This window comes from Bradyrhizobium sp. dw_411 (assembly GCF_018449695.1).
Classification (GTDB): domain Bacteria; phylum Pseudomonadota; class Alphaproteobacteria; order Rhizobiales; family Xanthobacteraceae; genus Bradyrhizobium.
Genome location: NZ_JAAVUY010000016.1, coordinates 1 through 23,737 on the forward strand (window position 1 = coordinate 1; position 23,737 = coordinate 23,737).

Here is a 23,737-nt window from a genome sequence, read left to right on the forward strand (position 1 = left end):
CTCACCATGAGGGTTCAAGATTTAGCCGCACAGAAAGTCCTCATCCTGAGGGGTCGCCGTAGGCGGCCGTCTCGAAGGATGGCCGCACAAAGACTGCAGGCCAATCTCTTTCTTCATATGCGATTCCCCTACCCGCAAGCGGGAGAGGTAAGTTACTTCACTTCCCAAACCCCGCGCTTTCGCGCTGCTGGCGCTGACCCGCACCGCTCAACAACTCGATCAGGATTTGCGCCTGCGCCGCATGGGCGGCGTTCTTGACCACCGCTGCCGTATAAACGGTCGCCAATTCACATCCCGGCGGCAGCGATCCCGACAGCACGACGCCTTCGGTCGAGATGATCTCGGTCGATTGGGTGCAGCCGACCGGGCGTTTGGTTTTGGATGCGGCCAGATGACGCATCGCGGTAGCGCCATTGGGGTGGATCTGCAAGCGGGCGGCGACTTCGTCGGCGATGCCTAGTTGTGCCAGCACTTTCGCAACATGAATCCCGGCGGTAGAAGCTTTGGTGTCCGGCACGAAGATCGCGTCGGCGCTCAGGAATGCGGCGCGCAGGCTGGCGGCATCCGTCGCCGCGACCAGGGGATCGCCCGTGCGAACGGCCATCGCGGTTTCGACCAGGCCTACATCGGCAATAGAGCCGCTGGTGACGAGATTTTCGCGCGCGAGATCCGCGATCAGCGCCGACGTCAGGATGACAATGTCGGTCGGCATTCCCCCACGCAACTTGCCGGCCATTGCGCCGACCGCACCGAACTCGCCTTCGATGTCGAGGCCGGTTTTAGCCTTGAACGTCGCCGCGAGGCTCTTGACCAGGCCGTGCGCAGCGCCGCCGCTGAGAATGTTGAGTGCGCTCATGACAATTCCATTGCTGCGATCAGACTGTCGCGCGTGATCGGCAGGTCGCGAACCCGCACGCCCAGCGCGTCGTAAACGGCATTGGCGATCGCGGCGGCGACCGGGCCGTGGGCGGCTTCGCCGGCGCCGAGCGGCTCCATGTCGGGCCGCGGGATGATTTCGATATCGACTTCCGGCACTTCGGTGAAACGAAGAATCGGATATTCGCTCCACGAATTGCTGGTGATGCGCGTCGAATCAAAACGGACGCGCTCTTTCAGCACCCAGCTCGTGGCCTGGATGGCGCCGCCTTCGATCTGGTTGATCACGCCGTCCGGGTTGATGGCTTCGCCGACATCGACCGCGAGCGTCAGGCGCTTGACGCTGATGTCTTCCGCGCCCTCGATCTCGGCCACCACAGCACAATAAGCGCCGGTGTTTTTGTAGCGCGCAAAACCGATCCCGTAACCGACGCCGTCGCGCGGTGCCGGTTTCCAGTTGGCGCGTTTGGCCGCGGCGCTGATGACATCCCGCGCGCGTGGATCTTTCATATGCCGCAGCCGGAATTCGACCGGGTCTTCGCCGCGCTCGGCCGCCAACTCATCGAGAAAGGATTCGATCGCGAACACATTGCCCTGGGCGCCCAGCGTGCGCAGCGCGGAAGTACGCACCGGCATGGTGAGCAGGCGATGGGACTCGATATGCCAGGAGGGAAAATCATACAGCGGGACGGAATTGCGGTCGCCGCCGCCGCCATTGGCGGCCGGCGGATTGCCGGAAATCGAGCGTGGGAACGGCTTTGCCAGCTCAGTGCCTGCGAGCAGACCCGGCATGTCAGGGCGACCCGGCCGCGCCGAGTGGCCGTTGCTCCACACGGTATGACGCCAGGCGACGATTTCGCCCTGCGCATCGAGGTCAGCTTCGACCTCCATCCGCATCGCGGCCCCGAACGGCGCATGCGACATCTCGTCGGCGCGCGACCACAGCACGCGCACCGGCCGGCCGCCGGCGGCCTTCGCCAGCAGGATCGCATCGAGCGCGACATCGTCGGCGGCGTTATGCCCGTAGCAGCCGGCGCCTTCCATATGCTCGACGGTGATGTGGTCGGGCGGCAGCTTGAGCACCATCGAAAGATCGGAGCGCAGCAGATAGACGCCCTGGCTGTGGGTCCAGACCCGCACGCGGTCGTCGCCGGTCCATTGCGCCATCGCACAGGACGGCGCGATCGAACCATGCGCGATATAGGGCCTCGAATATTGCCGCCGGATCGTCTGTGTCGTCTCAATCGGCTGCGATGCGGCCTTGCTGGAGATCACGCTCGATTCCGCCGGCTGGGTTTTCAGCCAGTCTGAAACATGGTTTTCATCGGGCAGCGCTTCGCCCGGCGACCAAGCCGCGCTTTTACGCAGCGCCTTGAGCGCGGCTTCCGCGCCGGCCTCGGTCTCGCTGACCACGCCAACAAAATTGCCGTCGCGCACGATCGCGACCAGACCCGCGACGGCGCGCGCGCCATCTTCGTTCAGCGATGTCAGCGTCGCGGCCGCAAGCTCCGGTCGCATCACGCGGCCATGCAGCATGCCCGGCAGTTTGGTGTCCTGAATGAAACGAGGCCGCCCGAACACCTTGTCGGGCACGTCGAGCCGCTGCACGGATTCTCCGGCGAGCGCGCGCTGATCGGGTGATTTCGGCACGATGCCGGGCGTCGCCGGACGATCCAGCGCGACGTCGGCGGCGAGTTCCCAGTAGCTGGTCTGGACGTTCCCGGGGCCGGAGATGGTGCCGTCGCTGACCGCGAGAACTTCGGTCCCGACGCCGAGCCGGTCCGAGGCAGCGGTGAGAAACATCTGCCGGATTTCGGCGCAGGCTTGCCGGATGGCGCGGCCGGAATGCTGCACGGAAAGACTGCCCGACGTGACGCCTTCATTGGGACTGCCGGCGGTGGTGGTGCGCACCATCTGCACGCGGGCGAGATCGACATCGAGTTCGTCGGCCGCGATTTGCGCCAATGCAGTCACGATGCCCTGTCCGATCTCGACCTTGCCCGGCGAGACGATCACATGTCCCTCGGGCGCGAACTTGATCCATGACGACAGCATGGGGTTAGCGGCAAGGCTCGGCAGCAATTTCGGTGCGGCAGGTGAGGGGGCGGGCGTTGTCGCTGGAGAAGTCATGGCGTCTGCATCTCGGCCGCGGCGCGCAGGATCGCCCGCACCATGCGGTTATGCGAACCGCATCGACACAGATTGCGATCGAGCGCGTTCCGCACGTCGGTGTTGGTCGGATTGGGATTTTGCCGGAGCAGCGCGGCAGCGCTCATCAAGATGCCGGAGACGCAATAGCCGCATTGCAGCGCCTGCTCGGCAATGAAAGCGCGCTGCAGCGGATGCGGCGCTTCCGGATTGCCGAGGCCCTCGATGGTGGTGACATCCTTGTCGGCGACCGACCACAGCGGCGTGTCGCAGGACGCCACCGCGTGATCGCCGATCAGCACATTGCAGGCGCCGCATTCATTGGCGCCGCAGCCGAAATGCGGACCGATCATGCCGAGCTGCCCGCGCAGGATCGACAGCAGCGACGCATCGGGATCGGCGTCGATATCTGTCTCGACGCCATTAAGGCGGAAGTGAATTGGCATCAGTGAAGTCTTGTTGTCATTTTTGTCATGGCTGTTTGGTGGTTATTGCGGCTTGTCGCTGATCTGCTTGACGACGGCGGCCCATTTCACAATATCGTCGCGCAGATATTTGTCGAATGCCTCAGGGGTCATCGACATCGGCAACGCGCCCTGTTCGGCCCAGAGTTTGGCGGTTTCCGGCCGTTTCACCGCGGCGTTCACGGCATTGTTAAGCTTGTCGACGATCGGTTTCGGCGTTCCGACAGGCGCCATCAATCCGAGCCAGATCGTTGCGTCGTAATTGGGCATTCCGGCTTCGGCGACCGTCGGCACGTCGGGCAGCACGTCGGAGCGCGCCTTGCCGGTGATGGCGAGCGCGCGCACCTGGCCTTGGGCGATATTGGGCGCCATCGTCGTCACGGCATCGATCATCATCTGCACCTGCCCGCCAATGGTGCCGCTGCGCGCCTCGCCGCTGTTGCGGTAGGGCACATGCACGAGATCTATACCGGCCACGGTCTTAAACAACTCGCCGGCCATGTGATAGGGCGTGCCCTGGCCGGATGACGCGTAATTCAGCTTGCCCGGTTGCGATTTGGCCAGCGCGATGAATTCAGCCAGCGTCTTGGCCGGGACCGACGGGTGCACGACGATCACCAGATCGGAATAGTTCACGGGTGCGACCGCCACGAAATCACGCATCAACTGGTATTTGCGCGTGGGCACCAGCGATTCATTGACGGTCTGGGCGTTCGACATCATCAACAGCGTATAGCCGTCGGGCGCCGCCTTGGAGGCCTCCAGCGTCCCGATCACGCTGCCGGCGCCGGGCCGGTTTTCGATCACGATCGGCTGGCCGAAACTTTCCTGCAGGTAGTTGCCGACCAGACGGGCCGCCACATCCGCCGGGCCGCCGGCGCCGAACGGAACGATCAACCGGATCGGCCGCGTCGGATAGTCCTGTGCCAGGCAGGAGCCCGCCAATGGACCCGCGAGAAGGGCCGTCGTAACAAGGGTTGCCGCCAGCGCCGGGATGAACCTTGGCGAGAATCCGCACGTGAACTTCGACCAGGTGAACTTTAGAGGCGCCATTTCGTTCTCCCCGGCCCCAGACTGGTTTGTGTTGGGCCGGTGGCTGGCCAAATCCAGCTTTCACGTCTAACTGTCAAGTCTAGCTGCAAAAGCGACGGGCTGTCGACGATGGACCGGGATTTTAGCGGCAGGAATAAAACACGCATTCGGGTGTACCGAAGCTCAGGAAACGCCGGCAGAACGGGCCCATGAAAAATCAGGGATTATCGCGTCGAGGCATGCTCAAGGTCGCAACTGGCGTCGTCAGTGGCGCGCTGGCTGGCACGACCTTCTCAACCCGCGTGATGGCCGATGCGCCGCCGCCGGAACCGGTGACGCCGGCCTTGATCGCGGCGGCGAAAAAAGAAGGCCAGATCATCCATTATACCTCGACCGACCTGCCGGTGGCCGAGAAGCTGGCCAAGGCGTTCGAGGCGAAATATTCAGGGATCGCCGTCCGCGTCGAGCGCACCGGCGCCGAGCGCGTGTTCCAGCGTATCGGCCAGGAATATTCCAGCAAGATCCACGCGGTCGATGTGGTGAATTCATCCGACGCGTCGCATTTCATCGTCTGGAAGCGCGACGGCATTCTGCTGCCTTATGTGCCGGAGGATGTCGCGAAGTTCTATCCGGCCGAACACAGGGATGTCGACGGCCAGTTCGCAAGCTGGCGCGTCTGGCTCTCCATAATCGCCTACAACACCTCGCTGGTGAAAGCCGAAGACGCGCCGAAGAGTTTTGCCGATCTGCTCGACGCCAAATGGAAGGGCAAGATCGTCAAGGCCCATCCCGGCTATAGCGGCACCATCATGACCGCGACCTATCAGATGCAGCGCGATCTCGGCTGGACCTGGTTCGAGCAGCTTGCCAAGCAGGGTGTGATGCAGGTGCAATCCTCGGCCGATCCGCCGAAGAAGCTCGAACTTGGCGAGCGTGCCATCATGGCCGACGGCAACGAATACAATATCCTGCAGATGAAGGAGACCGGCCGTCCGGTCGAGCCGGTCTATGCCAGCGAAGGATCGCCGTTGATCATTGGCCCGAACGGCATCTTCAAGGACTCGCCGAACCCGAACGCGGCCAAATTGTTTCAGTCGTTCTGTTTCACCCCCGAAGCCCAGCAACTGATCATCGATATCGGCGGCTTGCGCTCGGTGCATCCGCAAACGCAGGAAAAAGCCGGGCGCACGCCGTTCAAGGACATCAAGACCATGAAGGACGATGCCGCCGCGGTCGAGAAACAAGGCGACAGCATCAAGTCGCGCTACACAAAAATCTTCCGCGTCTGATCCCGCGGCGCGCTCAACTCATTTCAAACACAGAGCCATCATGACATCCGAGCTGCCGAAGGTCTCCGTCGCCGAAACGCTGGCCGCCAAGATCGCCGGCCTCAAGCCCGGCGTGTTGCCGGCATCGAGCACGCAGAAATGCGAGGACCTGCTGATCGATGTGATCGGTCTGTGCGTCACCGCGCGCAACGAGGATTATGTGCAAAGCGCGATCGCAGGCTGCGACGATGACGGTCCCTGCACGGTGATCGGTCACAAGCGTACGCTGACCGCGGCGGGTGCGGCGTTCGTCAACGGCACCGCGGCGCATGGCGAGGATTTCGACGATACGTTTGAGGGCGGCCCGGTTCATGCCGGCGCAGTGATCGTGCCGGCTGTGCTGGCGGCGTGCGAGCGGCACAATCCCGATGGCCGGATGGCGCTGACCGGCATTGCGGTCGGCACCGAGGTGCTCTGCCGGTTGAGCGTCGTGGTGCCTAAAGCCGTCCACAAATCAGGGTTTCATCCGACCGCGGTGTTCGGCGCGATGGGGGCGGCAGCCGGTGTCGGCGCAGCGCTTGGACTCAACGCCAAACAGATCGTCGATGCACTGGGGATCGCCGGCAGCATGGCCGGCGGCATTATCGAATATCTCGCCGAGGGCGCCTGGACCAAGCGGATGCATGCGGGCTGGGCCGCACAGTCCGGCATTCGCGCCGCACTGCTGGCGAAGGCCGGCTTTGTCGGACCGCGCACGGTGTTCGAGGGTGTGCACGGGCTGTTCAACGGTTTCGCACACACCACCAAGGGAGATTACGAGGCGCTGACCGGCGATTTCGGCGCAAGCTGGGTGACCGACACGCTGGCGTTCAAGCCCTATCCCTGCGGGACCATGGCGCAGCCTTATATCGATTGCGCGCGGCGTCTGGCCGCACGCGGCATCGCGGCCGAGGACATCAGCGCGATCCTGTGTGAGGTCGCGGAGGGGACGGTGCATCGGCTGTGGGAGCCGCTCGCCGACAAGCAGCGTCCGCGCAACGGCTACGCGGCCAAGTTCGCGGTGCCGTATCTGCTGGCCTCCGGATTTGTCCATGGCGGCGTCGGGCTCGGCGCGTTCACCGAGAGCGCGATCCGCGATGAAAAGGTGCTAGCGCTCGCGGCCAAGGTGAAATTCGTGATCGATCCGGACAATCCCTATCCGAACAACTACACCGGCCACATCAAGGCGACCTTGAAGGACGGCAGCGTGGTCGAGGACCGCCAGCCTTATCTGCGCGGCGGCGCCCAGGAGCCGTTGACGCGGCAGGACGTGACCGACAAGTTTGCGCTCAATGCGCAGCATGGCGGCTGGAGCAAATCGCAGGGCGATGCGGCGTTGAAGTTGCTGGCGGGGTTGTATGGCGGGAAGATCGACATATTGTCGCTTCGCGAATAATTTTCTTCGTCATGCCCGCGCAGGCGGGCATCCAGTAATCGCAATACCATCGGTTGAATCGCGGGCGCTGGCGTTTACTGGATCGTCCGCCTTCGCGGACGATGACGACTCGGGAGCCAATACATGACCAAAGAACTCACCGGCAAGGTCGCGATCGTCACAGGCGCAGGGCGCAATATCGGGCGCGCGATTGCGCTGACGCTGGCGGATGGCGGCGCGTCCGTTGTGGTCAATGCGCGCAGCAATCGCGCCGAGGCAGAGGCGGTGGTGCGCGACATCGAGGCGGCCGGCGGCAAGGCGCTGGCTCACATCGGCGACATCGCCAATCCCTCAGACGTGCAGGCAATGGCGGATGCTGCGGTGAAGGGCTTCGGCCGCATCGATATCCTGGTCAACAATGCGGCGCTGCGACGCGAAAAGCGGTTCGACGAGATCTCGTTTGAAGAATGGCGCGAAGTGATGGACGTGATCCTCAACGGCACGTTTCATTGCGTGAAGGCCTGCCTGCCGGCGTTGCGTCAAAGCGGTGCGGGCACCATCGTCAATATCGGCGGCCTGAGCGCCCACACCGGCGCCCGCGACCGCGCCCATGTGGTGACCGCCAAAGCCGGCATTATCGGCTTCACCCGTGCGCTGGCCCATGACCTCGCCGACGACGGCATCGTCGTGAACTGCGTGGTTCCGGGGCTGATTGGTACGCCACGCCCCAAGAACACGCCGGAGCCCGCGCATCACCTGGTCCACCACACCATCACCGGCGAGCGCGGCCGGCCGGAAGACGTCGCCGCGGCGGTCCGGTTCCTGTGCAGCCCGGGCGCCCGCTACATCACAGGGCAATCTATCCACAGCAATGGCGGGGCCTATCTCGGCGGCTAAAGCCCCGTAGGGGAACGGAATTCTGCATACCCCGCTCGCTATTTGCGCAGCTATAGCCGGATAATTGCGCTCGGATCGGCCGGATTTTGATGATACTCATCAGTCCATGAACCAGCTCGCCAAGATCGACATCCGGCATTCCACCTGCCCGCACGATTGTCCGTCGGCCTGCGCGCTCGATATCGAGGTGATCGATAATTCGACCATCGGCCGGGTGCGCGGTTCCAAGAAGCAGACCTATACGGCCGGCGTGGTCTGCGCCAAGGTCGCGCGTTATGCCGAGCGCATCCATCATCCGGACCGGCTGACGTTTCCGCAATTCCGCGTGGGCCCCAAGGGCTCGGGCAAGTTCGCGCGCATCTCCTGGGACGATGCGTTCGACGAGATCGCGTCCCGGTTCAATCAGGCCGAGCGCGAATTCGGCGCCGAGTCGGTGTGGCCGTATTACTATGCCGGCACCATGGGCCTCGTGATGCGCGACGGCATCAACCGCCTTGCCCATGTGAAGAAATATTCCCGCTTCTATTCGACGATCTGCTCGACCATTGCGCGCGTAGGCTACGCCGCCGGCACCGGCAGGGTCGCGGGCGTCGATCCGCGCGAGATGGGCGTCTCGGACCTGATCGTGATCTGGGGCACCAATCCGGTGAACACCCAGGTCAATGTGATGACGCATGCGATGCGCGCCCGCAAGGAACGTGGCGCCAAGATCGCGGCGGTCGATATCTACAACAACGACACCATGAAGCAGGCGGACATCAAGATCCTGCTGCGGCCCGGCACCGACGGCGCCTTCGCCTGCGGCGTGATGCATGTGCTGTTCCGCGAAGGTTTTGCCGATCGCGCCTATCTCGAGAAGTACACCGATTGCCCGGATGAACTGGAGGCGCATCTGGCGACCCGCACGCCGGAATGGGCGTCTTCAATCTGCGGCGTGCCGGTCGCCGAGATCGAGGCCTTTGCCCGCGCGGTCGGCCAGACTCCTCGTACGTTCTTCCGCCTCGGCTATGGCTTCACCCGCAGCCGCAATGGCGCCGCGCAGATGCACGCCGCGTTGTGCATTCCTACCGTGACCGGCGCCTGGCAGCACGAAGGCGGCGGCGCGTTCTTCAACAATTTCGCGATCTGGAAATTCGACGAATCCATCATCGAAGGCCATGACGCGGTCGATCCGACCGTGCGCCAGCTCGATCAATCGAAAATCGGTCGCATCCTGACCGGCGATCCGGCCGCGCTCAAGAACGGGCCGCCGGTCAAGGCGATGTTGATCCAGAACACCAATCCGATGACGGTGGCGCCGGAGCAGGCGCTGGTGCGCCAGGGCTTTGCGCGCACTGATTTGTTCACCGTGGTGCATGAGCAGTTCATGACCGAAACCGCGCAGATGGCCGATCTGGTGCTGCCGGCGACGATGTTCATGGAGCACAACGATCTCTATTACGGCGGCGGCCACCAGCACATCTCGGTCGGCGCCAAGCTGATCGAGCCACCCGGCGAATGCCGTTCGAACCACGAGGTGCTGCGCGGCATCAGCCGCCGTGTCGGGGCCGTGCATCCCGGCTTCGAGATGTCGCCACGCGAATTGATCGACGCCACGCTGAAGAAGAGCGGCCATGGCGGCATCGAGGCGCTGGAGGAGGATATCTGGCGCGATATCCAGCCGGACTTCCGCACCTCGCATTATCTCGACGGCTTCGCGCACGCCGACCGCAAGTTTCACTTCAAGGCGGACTGGGCCCGTGTGCCGCTCGGAAATGCCGGGATGATGGGCGCGTGGGAACAACTGCCGTCGCTGCCCGATCACTGGGCTTCGATCGAGGAGGCCGATGAAGCCCATCCGTTCCGGCTCGCGACCAGCCCCTCGCGCAGCTTCCTCAACACCAGCTTCAACGAAACGCCGTCGTCGCAGGCCCGCGAAGGCGTAGCCAGCGTGATGATCCATCCGGACGATGCCGCGCCGTTTGATATCGCCGATGGCGACGCGGTCACGCTCGGCAACATGCGCGGCGAGACCACGCTGATCGCCAAATTGTTCGATGGCGTGCGCCGGGGTGTGCTGGTTGCCGAATCCGTCCACCCGAACAAGGCCCATATCGGCGGCCGCGGCATCAACATGCTGACCGGTGCGGAAGCCGTAGCACCCTTCGGCGGCGCCGCATTCCACGACAACAAGGTCTGGGTGAAAAAGGCCTCGGCTGAGATTCCGACGCCTTAGAGCCTTTACCTTTCGCTCGAAAACGCCGTCAAATTCCAAGAAACTTGAACGGCGTGGTTTCCTTGAATTGATCGCTGACCTCGCCGGAATAGATGTGCGTCTGGTTGGGTCCGAGCTCAAGCTTCAGGACTTTGCCGTGTTCGGCTGAGAGATCCAGCTTCTTCAGGTCGACCCAGAAGATATTCGGCGTCAGCGCCGATTCGAAGAAATACAATTGGCGCTTTTGATCGGACACGGTTCGCCAGCGCGTCGAGGAAATATTCGGCTGGTCCGGCGTCGTGATCCCGAACGGCACCGAGACATTGCGGATCACGCTGAACACGCTGGCGATGGCTTCGACCGGGTTTTCGCTTTTCGGGATCGCGTTGACATAGAAAGAGGCGCGGGCAAAGCGGTCGGAGGCGCGGTTGGTGCCGGGCAGCATGGCGGTGCCGCCGATCTGTTTCCAGTAGGCGTTCAGCGCCAATTGCTCCTCGAAGATCGGCGAGTTGGTCATCACCTGATAGTCGCGGCTGTGGTGAATGACCTGCTTGCCGTTGATGTATTCGACGATGGCGCTATCGCCACTGGCATCGGACAGTGACAAATGCAACGTCGCAAGCCGATCCTCGCCCGGCGTCTTGTCGGTGACGACGGTGAAGGGCTCTTTCGCCAGTTCGTCGACGGCGTCTTTGACGGTGGCGAAATTGTCGAGGGCATATTGCGCCCAAGCCGCAAGCGAAAGGCCGGGAGTCTTGCCGTCATATTTCGGGTAGGCCGACTCGGCGAGCCACAGAACGTTCGTGACCAGACCCGCATCGTTCATGCCGTCGGTGGTCGAGATGTCATACCCCGACGCGATCACGCTGCCGTATTTGGACGTCCAATGGACGGAGTTCGGTCCGGCCTCGCCGGAACGCTTCATGCCGCGCGGGAATACCCATAAATTGGTGCCAACGTCCTGCTTCCAATCCATCGAGCGGCCGGTGATCACCTGACCGTTGGCGCCGTGATACACAAAGCGCGTGCAAGCCTCGGCGGTCGTCGCGGTCGCCATGCTCGTTGCGGCCAACAGGGATATAAGTGCCTGTCGCAGCGAGCGTGAATTTGAAATCATGGTTCGTTTCCTCATAGGAAAATTTGGAAATGGCCAACCAAACCAGAAGTTAGGCCGGAATTGTGACGTTCCGGGTACGTTGCCGCCCTTGAAAAGAAGCCGCCGAACGTGCTGTTGTTCACGGGCGCGGATTTGCTCAAGGCCAGCCCGGATGCCGGCTATTGACGCGCTATTTTAGGCCACCATAGTTCTCAGACAGACAAGAACCCGAAATGGCCGTCGTGTTCAGAAAACCACTCATTTCCTTTGCCGTCAGCTTATGGACCCTGGTGTCCGTGCTTCCTGCGGGCGCAGGCCAGCTTGAGGATGCGCAGGCCGCGGTCAATGCTGGCGACTACGTCACAGGCTTGCGATTGCTCGGGACCCTGGTCGATCAGGACAATACCTATGCCGAGCGCCTGCTCGGGATCATGTACATCAAGGGCCTTGGTGTTCCGCAGGACTATGCCTTGGGCATGCGGTGGATGCGCGTTGCGGCGGACAAGGGATTGGCGGACGCGCAGAATGAGATCGGGATTTTGTATCAACGCGGCTGGGGCGCCGCGCGTAATGAAGCCGAGGCGGTGAAATGGTTTCGTCTTGCCGCGGATCAAGGCATGGTCGTGGCCCAGAATAATCTCGCGGATACCTACGCTCTGGGTATCGGCGTGCCGCAGAACTTTGCCGAAGCCCTCAAATGGTATCGCCTCGCTGCCGAACAAAGCTCTTCCTATGCGGAAAATGTCATCGGCCTCGCTTACGAACATGGCCTTACCGTTGCAAAGGACGATGCCGAGGCCTTTCGATGGTACCGGCTGGCGGCGAACAAGGTCTATGAGCGGCCCGGTGACACCTGGATACATACGCCGCAGTACAATATCGCGGCCATGTATGCGTCCGGCCGCGGTACGGCTCAGGACAATGTCCGGGCGCTGATGTGGTTCATGCTGGCCGCTGCGTCGGGGGATACCAAACCGCCCGATCCGGTTGCCGGCAAGCTGGTCGATACGCCGAAATATACCGCTTTGGAGCAACGGGACAGGCTTGTGGCGCTGATGACCAGCGCGCAGATCGTTGAGGCGCAAAAGCTGGCGGGCGAGTGGCAGCCGCATCCCGTCGTGACGATCGAACCTCGTCAAAAACAATGACCGCGTGCGGTTTCCGGGCATAAGCCCTCGCAAGGCCAATTGATTTCCGGGCGCCTTGATCGCCCCTTGAAATGGAGCCGCCGAACGTGCTGTTGTCCGCGCGGCGGAGGAAGCCTTTTAGACAGAGAGAGTGAAAATGACCTACCCGAATGTAGAATTGTTCATCGACGGAAAATGGCGTCCCGCGGCTTCCGGAAAAACCATCCCGGTGATCAATCCGGCGACCGAAGAGCCGATCGGCACCGTGGCGCACGCCGCGAAGTCCGACCTCGACGAGGCGCTGGCATCGGCCGAAAAGGGTTTCAAGGCCTGGCGTAACATCTCGTCCTATGAGCGTTCCAAGGTGATGCGCAAGGCCGCCGATCTCATTCGCGAGCGCGCCGACAAGATCGCAACCCTGATGACCATGGAACAGGGGAAGGTGCTGGCCGAAGCCAGGATCGAGACGCTGTCGGCCGCCGACACCATCGAGTGGTTTGCCGAGGAAGGACGCCGGACCTATGGGCGCATGATTCCGGCGCGGTTGCCCGGCGTCTATCAGATGGTGATCAAGGAGCCGGTTGGGGTGGTCGCCGCCTTCACGCCCTGGAATTTTCCGATCAACCAGGTGGTGAAGAAGCTGGCCGCGGCAATTGCCGCCGGCTGCTCGATCATCGTCAAGGCGCCGGAAGAGACCCCGGCCTCGCCCGCGGAATTGATCAGGGCATTTGCCGATGCCGGCGTACCGGCCGGTGTCGTCAATCTCGTCTATGGCGTGCCGTCCGAAATCTCGGAATATCTGATCCCGCACCCGACCATCCGCAAGATCTCCTTCACCGGCTCGACCAAGGTCGGCAAGGACCTCGCGGCGATGGCAGGCAAGCACATGAAGCGCGTGACGATGGAACTTGGCGGTCATGCACCGGTTATCGTGTTCGACGATGCCGATGTCGAATCGGCGGCCAAGATCATGTCGGCCGCCAAATACCGCAACGCCGGCCAGGTTTGCATCTCGCCCACGCGTTTCCTGGTGCAGGAAGGCGTCTATGACAATTTCATCAAGCAGTTCGTGGACAATGCCAAGGCGATTACGGTCGGTAACGGCCTCGATGCCTCCTCCAAGATGGGGTCGCTCGCCAACGACCGCCGCGTCACCGCGATCGAAAGCATGATCCAGGATGCGGTCGGCCAAGGCGCCAAGGTTGCGACCGGCGGCAACCGCGTCGGCAACAAGGGCTATTTCTTCGAACCCACCGTCGTCACCGGCGTGTCGAAATCGGCGCGTGCTATGAACGAGGAGCCGTTCGGGCCATTGGCGCTGATTTCGCCGTTCGCCAAATTCGAAGACGCCGCGGAGGAAGCCAATCGCCTGCCGTTCGGGCTTGCGTCCTACGCCTTCACCAAATCCGCCAAGACGGCAACCGCGATCGGCGCGGCGGTGGAAGCGGGCATGATGTCGATCAACAGTTTCGCCCTGGCGCTGCCCGAGACGCCGTTCGGCGGCATGAAGGACTCCGGTTACGGCGCGGAAGGCGGCACCGAGGGAATCGACGCCTACCTGAGCACCAAGTTCATTACCCAGACTGGAGTCTAGGTCCCTTCAAAACGAGAGGCAGCACCCTGCGGGTTGCTGCCTTTCTCGCCCTGCGGATGCTTGTTCAGCGAGCACGACAATGACCGATAACAGCAGCGTCATCTTCGAGAAGCGCGGGCAGGCGTTCTGGATCACGATCAACCGGCCGGAGAAGCGCAATGCGATGAACGCCGACGTGATCGCCGGCATCTCGCAAGGCTACCGCGATGCGCATGACGACAAGGATGTCCGCGTGATCGTGCTCACCGGCTCTGGCGACAAGGCGTTCTGCGCCGGCGCCGATCTGCAGAACACGGGGGCGGCCTTCGCGGCCGATTTCAGCCAGCCCAACGTCCCCTATGCCGATCTGTTGCGGCTGTCGCAGAACGCCACCAAGCCGGCGATCGCACGGGTGGCCGGTGTCTGCATGGCCGGCGGCATGGGCCTGTTGTGCATGACCGATATGGCTGTCGCGGCGGATCACGTGATATTCGGATTGCCCGAGGTCAAGGTCGGGGTGTTTCCGATGCAGGTCTTGAGCCTGCTGCAATCGATGGTGCCGCGGCGCCTGATCAACGAATGGGCCATCACCGGCGAGCCGTTCGATGCCCACGCTGCGCTGGCCGCGGGATTGCTCAATTATGTAGTGCCTGCAGCCGAACTCGACGCCAAGATCGACTGGCTGATCGGCCGCATCACCGACAAGTCGCCGACCGCGATCCGGCGCGGCAAATACGCGATGCGCGCCATCGCCTCGATGTCGTTCGACGAAAGCATCGCCTATACCGAAAGCCAGATCGCGCTGCTGGCGATGACCGAAGACGCCAGGGAAGGCCTCAAGGCGTTCGCCGAAAAGCGCAAGCCGTCCTGGCCGGGGAAGTAAGTAGGCTTCCGATTGCTGCGCCCTTTTCCGTCATTGCGAGCGTAGCGAAGCAATCCACCTTGCCGCGTAAAGAAAGAATGGATTGCTTCGTCGCTTACGCTCCTCGCAATGACGGAAATAATTGAGACAGCGGAAGTAATCAGCCCGCGTTGGGTTTCAATCCGGCGGCCTCGATACCTGCGATGGCGCAAATTTCGTCATTGTCGGAGGTGTCGCCGCTGACGCCGACCGCGCCGAGCAGCACGCCGTCCTGCTGGATCAGCACACCGCCGGGCACCGGCACCAGCCGGCCCTGCGCCATGGTATTCACGGCGCTGACGAAATAGGCCTGCTCCTGCGCGCGCTGGAACAGCGCCCGCGAACCCATGCCCATTGCGAGCGCGCCATAGGCCTTGCCGTGGGCAATCTCGCCGCGCATCAGGCTGGTGCCGTCCTGTGCCGCGGAAGCTTTGACGCAGCCGCGAACATCGAGAACGGTGATGACCAGAGGTTTCAGCTTCTTCTCGACCGCCTTGGCGAGAGCGGCATCGAGAATCTTGCGGGCGATATCGAGAGAGAGTTCAGCCATGGAGTGGTTCCTTTGCGATAGATGAGGGATGGATTTTGGAGCGCGTACTGTCGAGGCTCATGGCCAGCACGCGGGCGACATGAAGGGCGGCACGCGCGGTTCCGTCCTTGATCTGGTGGCGGCACGAGGTGCCGTCGGCGACAACGATTGCTGAAGCATCGGCGCGCCGCACCGCGGGCAGCAGCGACGCCTCGGCCATCGCGATCGAGGTTTCATAGGTGTCGGCGCCGTAGCCGAACGCGCCGGCCATGCCGCAACAACTGGACTCGATGGTTTCGACATTCAAATCGGGAATCAGCCGAAGTACCTGCTCGACCGGCTTGAACGCGCCGAACGATTTTTGATGGCAATGGCCATGCACCAGCGCCTTGTCGGCGATCGGGCCAAGCGGCAGCTTGAGACGACCGGCCGCGGCCTCGCGGGCCAGGAATTCCTCGAACAACAGCGCATGGGCGCTGATGTTCTTCGCGAACACGTCCGAGCGCAGCGACAATAGTTCGTCGCGCAGCGTGAGCAGACAACTCGGCTCCAGGCCTACAATCGGCACGCCGCGCGAGGCGAACGGCGCGTAGGTCGCGACCAATCGATCGAGCTCGACGCGGGCATGATCGACCAGACCGGCCGACAGGAACGTGCGCCCGCAACAGAGCGCCCTTCCATCGTCGGCGGGCTTTGGAATGTGCACGCGATAGCCGCCGGCGACCAGCACGCGCAGGGCATCGTCGAGATTCTCGCGCTCATATGCGCGGTTGAACGTATCGGCAAACAACACGACTTCGCTGCCATCGGCCGGGCCATAGACTTCCATATCCGGCTTGAATACATCGCGCCGCCATTCCGGCAGCGCACGTTTGGCGCTGATCCCGGCGGCGCGTTCGAGCCACGCGCGCAGCAACGGGCTGTGATTGCGCCAATTCGCCAGCGGCGCGAGGCGGGCGAACAGCGGCGCATAGCGCGGCAGGAAGCCGACCAGCCGGTCGCGCAGCGAAAGGCCATGTTTGGCGTTGCGTGCGGACAGAACCTCGATCTTCATCTTGGCCATGTCGACGCCGGTGGGGCACTCGTGACGGCAGGCCTTGCAGGACACGCAAAGCTTCATCGTGTCCATCATCTCATCGGACGCCAGCGCGTCCGGCCCGAGCTGGCCTGAAATCGCCAGCCGCAATGTGTTGGCGCGGCCGCGCGTTACATCCTTTTCGTTGCGGGTGGCGCGATAGGACGGGCACATCACGCCGCCCTCGAGCTTGCGGCAGGCGCCGTTGTTGTTGCACATCTCGACCGCGCCCTGAAAGCCGCCGCCAGCGCCGGGATAGGCCGACCAGTCGAGTTCGGTCTTCAAGTCTCCGATGTGATATTCCGGCGGATAGCGAAACAGGCTGCGGTCGTCCATTTTGGGCGCATCGACGATCTTGCCGGTGTTGAGCACGTGTCCGGGATCGAAGCGCTGCTTGACCTCCTTGAAGTCGGCGATGATACGCGGGCCGAACATGGTCTCGTGAAATTCCGAGCGCACCAGGCCGTCGCCATGCTCGCCGGAATGCGAGCCTTTATATTCGCGCACCATCGCGAAGGTCTCTTCGGCGATCGCGCGCATCGCCTTGACGTCCTTGTCGAGCTTCAGGTTCAGCACCGGGCGCACATGCAGGCAGCCTTCGGAGGCGTGCGCATACATGGTGCCGCGGGTGCCGTGCTTGGCGAAGATGCCGCTCAGACGTTCGGTGTAATCGGCCAGATGCGGCAGCGGCACCGCGCAGTCCTCGACGAACGAGACCGGCTTGCCCTCCTGCTTCATCGACATCATGACGTTGAGGCCCGACGTGCGGAAATCTGAGATCGCGGTTTGCGTCGCAGGCTCGACCACATCGACCACGCCGCCCCATTTGCGCGGCGGGTTGTTCCAGCCGAACCCGAGATCGCCCATCAGCTCCGCAAGCTGCTTGAGCTTTTGCAGATTGTCGCTCTGGTCTTCTTCGGCGAATTCGACGATCAAGAGCGCATCGGGATCGCCGCGCACCGTCGCATCGATCACCGGCCGGAACATCGCGATGTCGCGGCCGAGCGCGATCATGGTGCGATCGACCAGCTCCACCGCAATCGGGCGAAGTTTCACCAGATGCTGGGCCGCATCCATCGCTTCATAGAAGCTGCCGAAGTGACAGACGCCAAGCACCTTGTTGCGGATCACAGGCCACAGCTTCAACTCGACTCTGGTGGTGAAGGCCAGCGTGCCCTCGGAGCCGACCAGAAGATGCGCGAGATTGTTGGCGGCATTGCGCGGCACCAATGCATCGAGATTATAGCCACCGACGCGGCGCTGCACCTGCGGAAACTTGTCGGCGATCTCTTGGGCCTCGCGGGCGCCGAGCGCCAGCATGTCGCGAAACAGCGAAAGCCCACTATCGGTTGAATTGAGCTGCGACAGGTCGCGCGGCGTCTCGCCGAAATGCAGCAGCGTGCCGTCCGCAAGTGCTGCGTCCATCGACAGCGTGTTGTCGCGCATGGTGCCGTAGCGCAGCGAGCGTCCGCCGCAGGAATTATTGCCGGCCATGCCGCCGATGGTGGCGCGCGAGGCGGTGGAGACATCGACCGGGAACCAGAGCCCGTGTTTTTTTAACTGGCGATTGAGATCGTCGAGCACGATCCCGGGTTCGACCACGCAGGTCCGCTTCTCGACGTCGAGCGAGATCAGGCGGTTGAGGTGCTTGGAGAAGTCGACGACGATGCCGTTATTGATGGTCTGGCCGCATTGCGAGGTGCCGCCGCCGCGCGGCGTGACGATCCGCCCGTCGTCGCGGGCGATGGCGAGCGCGCGCAGTGCCTCGTCGATGCTGCGCGGGACCACCACGCCGGCCGGCACGATCTGGTAGAACGAGGCATCGGTGGCATAGCGGCCGCGGCTGAACGGATCGAACAACACGTCGCCGGTGATCTCGCGCCGCAGCCGGCTTTCCAGTGGCGAGGGGGTCTGGTTGGACATTCCATCCTTATTACCGGCAAGCATGGCCTATCCGTACGCTGGCTGGTGCATTCACTATTTCAATCGCTTCATCCTTCGAGACGCATCGCTTCGCGACGCTCCTCAGGATGAGGTCTAAGCTAGGATCAGATCTCAGACCCTCATGGTGAGGAGCGCGTCTTCGCGCGTCTCGAACCATGGGGCTAGGCGATAGCGGTAAATGCAACTTACTGAACTCTGGTTTCCATTTTGAATGCAAAATCAGGGGCCCGGATTTGCCATCCGGGCCGCAGCTCGCTGTATCAGACAGGCTCGGGAGCCGCCACAGCGCCGGCCGCGAGATGTTCGACGGCGGCGGTCCGTTTGTTGCGCAGATGGGCGAACAGGATGTCGCTGAGTTCGCTGCCGGCGCGGCGGCGCAGCGCATCCAGGATGGTCTCGTGCTCGCGCATCGCTTCGCCCCAGCGCTCGCGCTTGCGGGCAAAGTTGGCCGAGTAGCGAATCCGCCGGATCCGCCCCGCCAGATTGGCGTAGCTGCTCTGGAGCGTCGCATTGCGCGAGGCTTCGACGATCTTCTGGTGGATCAACTGGTTGACATGGAAATAGCCGTGCATGTCGCGGTGCAGGTAAAACCCGTACATCTCGTAATGCAGCCGCTCGATCTCGGCGATTTCCGCATCCGTGATGCGCTCGCAGGCCAGTCGCCCGGCGAGGCCTTCAAGGCCGCCCATCACGTCGAACAGTTCGCCGAGATCGTGTTCGCTCAATTGTTTTACCCGCGCGCCGCGGTTGGGCAGCAATTCGACCAGTCCCTCGGACGCCAATACCTTCAGCGCCTCGCGCAGCGGCGTGCGCGAGATCTTCAGCATCTCGCACAATTGGCGCTCGGGCACGCGGCTGCCGTCGGGGATATTGCCCTCGACAATGTGGTCGCGCAGCCGGGTCAGAATCTCGTCATGCAGCGACAGGTCTTCGCGGGCGGAGTCCGCATTGCTAAGGGCTTTCGAGGTGGCGTCACTGGGGATCATCGGTTTCATGACGGGGAACATATGTCGGTATCGGGAAGCCGTCGACAGGAAAGTGAAGTCAATTTATGGGTTGCCGCCCGATAAATCGAATGCAATATGGCCTAAAGCCAATCGGAGGAGAAATCCATGAGTGCCCAGGGTCGCCATTTCCTGCAAATCCCCGGCCCGAGTCCGGTGCCGGATCGCGTGCTCCGCGCCATGGATATGCCCGTCATCGATCACCGCAGCGCCGAATTCGCCGCGCTCGGCAAAGCCGTCTTCGAAGGCTGCCAGAAGATTTTCCAGACCTCCGGTCCGGTCATCATCTTTCCGTCGTCGGGCACTGGCGCCTGGGAAGCGGCGATCGTCAACACGCTGTCGCCGGGAGACAAGGTGCTGATGGTCGAGACCGGCCATTTCGCAACGCTTTGGCGCCAGATGGCGGCGCGCTGGGGCATCGAGGTGGATTTCATCCCGAGCGACTGGCGTCACGGCGCTGATCCCGCCGCGATCGAGGCCAAGCTGGCGCAGGATAAAGCGCACAGCTTCAAGGCCGTGATGGTGGTGCATAACGAGACCTCCACCGGCGTCACCAGCCGGATCGGCGACATCCGCGCCGCGATCGACAAGACAGGCCATCCCGCGCTGTTGCTGGTGGACACGATCTCCTCGCTGGGCTCGGTCGATTACCGGCACGAGGAGTGGAAGGTCGACGTCACCGTGAGCTGCTCGCAGAAGGGTTTCATGCTGCCGCCGGGGCTCGGCTTCAACGCGATCTCCGAAAAAGCCCGCGCCGCCGCCAAGACCAACAAGATGCCGCGGTCCTATTGGGACTGGGAAGAGATGCTCAAGCCCAACGCCAACGGCTTCTTTCCCTACACGCCGGCCACCAATCTGCTTTATGGGCTGCGCGAAGCGATCGCGATGTTACTGGAAGAAGGCCTCGACAATGTGTTCGCGCGGCACAAGCGTCTTGCCGCGGCGACCCGTGCCGCGGTCGCGCATTGGGGGCTCGAAGTGCTGTGTCTCGATCCGGCGGAATATTCGCCTGTCCTGACCGCCGTGCTGATGCCGCCGGGCCACGACGCGGACAAGTTCCGCAAGACCGTGCTTGAGACCTACAACATGTCGCTCGGCTCGGGCCTGAGCAAAGTCGCGGCCAAGGTGTTTCGCATCGGCCATCTCGGCGAGTGCAACGAACTGACGCTGATGGGCGCGCTGTCTGGCGTGGAGATGGGGCTTGTTGCCGCAGGCATCCCGCACCGGGCCGGCGGTGTTGACGCCGCGATGAAATCGCTGGAAGAACCGATGCAGTCGAATGCGCCGGAGCATCTCAAGGTGGTCAAGACCTGAGCAAGACCCGAGAATGGAACTTAGCGTCAAGATTTAAGGTTTAAGCATACCGCTCAATGTGATTTGTGCGGATGGACCGTCGTGGTCATAAGCAACGATAAAAGCGAGTTCGGGAGGCAGACGATGCGGCTTCGGTTCAAGCCCACCCATGTGGTGCTGGCAATGCTCTGCCTCATGTATTTCATCACCTATGTCGACCGGGTGAACATCGGCACCGCCGCTTCCGAGATCCAGAAGGAACTTCACCTCAGCAATACCCAGCTTGGGCTGGTGTTCTCGGCCTTTGCCTATCCGTATCTCCTGTTCCAGGTGATCGGCGGCTGGGTTGGCGATCGCTTCGGGCCGCGCAAAACCCTGTTCTGGTGCGGCCTCATCTGGGCTGCCTCGACCATCATGACCGGCTTCGTCACCAGCCTGTTGACGCTGTTCATCGCCCGCGTCGCACTCGGCTTCGGCGAGGGCGCGACGTTCCCGACCGCGACCCGCGCGATGCAATACTGGATCCCCGCCAACCAGCGCGGTTTCGCGCAAGGTCTCACGCACGCTTTCGCGCGGCTCGGCAATGCTGCGACGCCGCCTTTGATCGCGATGCTGATGGCGTGGCTGACCTGGCGCGGCTCGTTCATCGCACTCGGGCTCGTCAGTCTGCTGTGGGGCGTGGTCTGGGCGCTGTACTTCCGCAACGAGCCCAAGGATCATCCGGATATCACGCCGGAAGAACTCGCGACGCTGCCGCCGCGCACGGGCGATACAAGGCCGCAGGTGCCGTGGGGGCCGCTGATCAAGCGGATGTGGCCGGTCACGCTGACCTACTTCTGCTACGGCTGGACGCTGTGGCTCTATCTCAACTGGCTGCCGCTGTTCTTCAAGAACAACTACAGCCTCGACATCAAGAACTCGGCGCTGTTCGCATCGGGCGTGTTCTTTGCCGGCGTGGTCGGTGATAGCCTTGGCGGCATCGCGTCGGATCGCATTTACAAGCGCACGGGTAATCTTCGCTTTGCGCGGTTGAGTGTCACGGTGACCGGTTTCGTCGGAGCTTTGCTCTCGTTGTTGCCGATCCTGTTCACACATGACATCACGCTGGTCGCGCTGTGTCTCTCCAGCGGCTTCTTCTTCGCGGAGATCATCATCGGCCCGATCTGGTCGGTGCCGATGGACATCGCCCCGAAATATTCAGGCACGGCGGCCGGCCTGATGAACACCGGCTCGGCCTTCGCCGCGATCGTCTCGCCGCTGGTGGCGGGCTACGTGATCGACGTCACCGGCAACTGGTATCTGCCGTTCCTGATGTCGATGGGCCTGCTGCTGCTGGGCGGCTTCTCGGCCTTCCTGATGCACCCGGAAATCCCGTTCGAAGAGGGTGGGGCGATGCCCTCGGCTGGACGGCCGGTCCCCGCGGAATAGGGGGTCTGCCCGGCGCGGCTGCCGACTTGTGTCCAAAAACGGGCCGTTAAGGCGAGTCCCGTATCCTTATCCCGTATCTTGCCCCGTATTCCTGCGGACGGGCCAAAAGCCCTACTTCTTATGCATTGACGGTGTGCGCCGGGCGGGGGACAAGCCCGCCAAATAGTGATATTCGACCCCTCCGAACAGAATCTCCGGGAAGGACCGCCTAGATGACCGTGCACACTGGAAGGCATTTTTTACAGATTCCAGGACCGACTAACGTACCCGACCGGGTGCTGCGGGCCATGGATATGCCGACGCTCGATCATCGCGGTCCAGAATTCGCCGTGCTCGGCCATGCCGTATTGGCAGGCTGCCAGCGCATTTTCCGCACCAAGCAACCCGTGATCATCTATCCGTCCTCGGGCACCGGCGCTTGGGAAGCCGCGATCGTCAATGCGCTGTCGCCCGGCGACACCGTGCTATTGGCCGAGACCGGCCAGTTCGCGGTGCTGTGGAAGGGCATCGCCGACAAGTTCAAGCTCAATGTCGAGTTCCTGGCCACCGACTGGCGCCGCGGCGCCGATGTCGAGCAGATCGAATCCCGTCTGGCCGCCGATCGCGCCCACACCATCAAGGCTGTGCTGGTGGTCCACAACGAGACCTCGACCAGCTGCGTTACCCATCCGCTGGAAGTCCGCAAGGCGCTCAACCGCACCAACCATCCGGCGCTGCTGATGGTCGACACCATTTCGGGTCTGGCCTCGCTCGAATACGAACACGACGCCTGGGGCATCGACATCTCGGTGGCCGGTTCTCAAAAAGGCATGATGCTGCCGCCGGGCCTGAGCTTCAACGCGGTCTCGGAAAAGGCGCTCGCAGCATCGAAAGCGAACACCGCGCTGCGGTCCTATTGGGACTGGCACGACATGATCGAGATCAACAAGCAAGGCACCTTCCCCTACACGCCGGCGACCAATTTGCTGTTCGCGCTGAAGGAAGCGATTGCGATGCTGGAGGAGGAGGGGCTCGACAACGTGTTCCTGCGCCACAAGCGTCATGGCGCGGCGACCCGCGCGGCGGCCAAGGCCTGGGGCCTCGAACTCGTATGTCTCGATCCGCATGCTTATTCGCCGGCACTGACCGCGGTTATGGTGCCCGACGGTCACGATGCCGATGCGTTCCGCAAGATCGTGCTGGAAAACTTCGACATGTCGCTCGGGACTGGTTTGGGCAAGATCAAGGGCAAGGCGTTCCGGATCGGCCATATCGGCCACTTCAACGATCTGATGCTGATGGGAACGCTGTCGGGCGTCGAGATGGGTCTCGATCTGGCAAAAATCCCGCATCGCGCTGGCGGCGTGCTGGCCGCGATGGATGTGCTCAAGGCCCGCGACGTGGTGCCGATGCAGAAGGCCGCGGTGGCCTGAGGCTAAAACAAGCGCCGTCATTGCGAGGAGCGCAGCGACGAAGCAATCCACACTTCCTTATT

The 23,737-nt window shown here is 62.7% G+C and carries 18 protein-coding genes; 10 read left to right on the plus strand and 8 right to left on the minus strand.

The window, feature by feature from the left end; genetic code table 11:
- Positions 1-157: 157 nt before the first annotated feature.
- The 4 genes from HB676_RS24820 to HB676_RS24835 are packed head-to-tail and all read right to left on the minus strand — an operon-like array spanning position 158 to position 4,541.
- Positions 158-856, minus strand: coding sequence for a substrate-binding domain-containing protein (locus tag HB676_RS24820; RefSeq protein ID WP_213741098.1), 699 nt, complete (start codon positions 854-856; stop codon positions 158-160).
- Positions 853-3,006, minus strand: a complete 2,154-nt coding sequence (locus HB676_RS24825) for a molybdopterin cofactor-binding domain-containing protein (RefSeq protein ID WP_213741099.1) — start codon at positions 3,004-3,006, stop codon at positions 853-855. The genes HB676_RS24820 and HB676_RS24825 overlap by 4 nt, the downstream gene beginning before the upstream one ends.
- Complete coding sequence (locus HB676_RS24830; protein ID WP_213741100.1) at positions 3,003-3,470, minus strand: (2Fe-2S)-binding protein; 468 nt, start codon at positions 3,468-3,470, stop codon at positions 3,003-3,005. Before HB676_RS24830 ends, HB676_RS24825 begins: the two co-directional genes overlap by 4 nt.
- Before the next feature lie 42 nt (positions 3,471-3,512).
- Entirely contained in the window at positions 3,513-4,541 is a 1,029-nt protein-coding gene (locus HB676_RS24835; RefSeq protein WP_213741101.1) for a tripartite tricarboxylate transporter substrate binding protein, read from the minus strand.
- A gap of 188 nt (positions 4,542-4,729) precedes the next feature.
- On the opposite strand from HB676_RS24835, the gene HB676_RS24840 reads away from it, so the two are divergent.
- The 4 genes from HB676_RS24840 (at position 4,730) to HB676_RS24855 (ending at position 10,314) form a co-directional block, all read left to right on the plus strand.
- Positions 4,730-5,809 carry an extracellular solute-binding protein gene (locus tag HB676_RS24840; protein WP_249780454.1) on the plus strand — a complete coding sequence of 360 codons (1,080 nt, stop codon included), beginning with the start codon at positions 4,730-4,732 and terminating at the stop codon, positions 5,807-5,809.
- Positions 5,810-5,849: 40 nt separating this feature from the next.
- The gene (locus HB676_RS24845; protein ID WP_213741102.1) at positions 5,850-7,223 is read left to right on the plus strand and encodes an MmgE/PrpD family protein; all 1,374 of its coding nucleotides are present in this window, start codon (positions 5,850-5,852) and stop codon (positions 7,221-7,223) included.
- A 123-nt stretch (positions 7,224-7,346) separates the two neighbouring features.
- Entirely contained in the window at positions 7,347-8,099 is a 753-nt protein-coding gene (locus HB676_RS24850; RefSeq protein ID WP_213741103.1) for a 3-oxoacyl-ACP reductase family protein, read from the plus strand.
- A gap of 106 nt (positions 8,100-8,205) precedes the next feature.
- Positions 8,206-10,314, plus strand: coding sequence for a molybdopterin oxidoreductase family protein (locus HB676_RS24855; protein ID WP_213741104.1), 2,109 nt, complete (start codon positions 8,206-8,208; stop codon positions 10,312-10,314).
- Between the two features lie 28 nt (positions 10,315-10,342).
- Here the strand turns inward: HB676_RS24855 and HB676_RS24860 are convergent, their stop codons facing one another.
- Positions 10,343-11,350: a linear amide C-N hydrolase gene (locus tag HB676_RS24860; protein ID WP_249780467.1), complete on the minus strand. Its 1,008-nt coding sequence runs from the start codon at positions 11,348-11,350 to the stop codon at positions 10,343-10,345.
- Between the two features lie 281 nt (positions 11,351-11,631).
- Between HB676_RS24860 and HB676_RS24865 the strand changes: the two genes are divergently transcribed.
- From HB676_RS24865 to HB676_RS24875, 3 genes are all read left to right on the plus strand, one after another.
- Positions 11,632-12,537: a tetratricopeptide repeat protein gene (locus tag HB676_RS24865; RefSeq protein ID WP_213741106.1), complete on the plus strand. Its 906-nt coding sequence runs from the start codon at positions 11,632-11,634 to the stop codon at positions 12,535-12,537.
- Between the two features lie 136 nt (positions 12,538-12,673).
- On the plus strand, positions 12,674-14,110 hold the full coding sequence (locus HB676_RS24870; RefSeq protein ID WP_213741107.1) for an NAD-dependent succinate-semialdehyde dehydrogenase: 1,437 nt from the start codon (positions 12,674-12,676) through the stop codon (positions 14,108-14,110).
- 79 nt (positions 14,111-14,189) lie between these two features.
- Positions 14,190-14,972, plus strand: coding sequence for an enoyl-CoA hydratase/isomerase family protein (locus HB676_RS24875; protein WP_213741108.1), 783 nt, complete (start codon positions 14,190-14,192; stop codon positions 14,970-14,972).
- 139 nt (positions 14,973-15,111) lie between these two features.
- Here the strand turns inward: HB676_RS24875 and HB676_RS24880 are convergent, their stop codons facing one another.
- The 3 genes from HB676_RS24880 to HB676_RS24890 all read right to left on the minus strand — a co-directional run bounded on the left by HB676_RS24880 (position 15,112) and on the right by HB676_RS24890 (position 19,533).
- On the minus strand, positions 15,112-15,540 hold the full coding sequence (locus tag HB676_RS24880) for a heme-binding protein (RefSeq protein WP_213741109.1): 429 nt from the start codon (positions 15,538-15,540) through the stop codon (positions 15,112-15,114).
- On the minus strand, positions 15,533-18,517 hold the full coding sequence (locus HB676_RS24885; RefSeq protein ID WP_213741235.1) for an FAD-binding and (Fe-S)-binding domain-containing protein: 2,985 nt from the start codon (positions 18,515-18,517) through the stop codon (positions 15,533-15,535). The genes HB676_RS24880 and HB676_RS24885 overlap by 8 nt, the downstream gene beginning before the upstream one ends.
- Positions 18,518-18,798: 281 nt before the next feature.
- Positions 18,799-19,533, minus strand: a complete 735-nt coding sequence (locus tag HB676_RS24890; RefSeq protein WP_249780455.1) for a GntR family transcriptional regulator — start codon at positions 19,531-19,533, stop codon at positions 18,799-18,801.
- Positions 19,534-19,650: 117 nt separating this feature from the next.
- Between HB676_RS24890 and HB676_RS24895 the strand changes: the two genes are divergently transcribed.
- The 3 genes from HB676_RS24895 (at position 19,651) to HB676_RS24905 (ending at position 23,675) form a co-directional block, all read left to right on the plus strand.
- Positions 19,651-20,856 carry an alanine--glyoxylate aminotransferase family protein gene (locus HB676_RS24895; RefSeq protein WP_213741110.1) on the plus strand — a complete coding sequence of 402 codons (1,206 nt, stop codon included), beginning with the start codon at positions 19,651-19,653 and terminating at the stop codon, positions 20,854-20,856.
- A 123-nt stretch (positions 20,857-20,979) separates the two neighbouring features.
- Positions 20,980-22,263, plus strand: coding sequence for an MFS transporter (locus tag HB676_RS24900; protein ID WP_213741111.1), 1,284 nt, complete (start codon positions 20,980-20,982; stop codon positions 22,261-22,263).
- A gap of 212 nt (positions 22,264-22,475) precedes the next feature.
- A complete protein-coding gene (locus HB676_RS24905) occupies positions 22,476-23,675 on the plus strand; it encodes an aminotransferase class V-fold PLP-dependent enzyme (RefSeq protein WP_213741112.1) in 1,200 nt (399 codons plus the stop codon).
- The last annotated feature ends 62 nt before the right edge of the window (positions 23,676-23,737 follow it).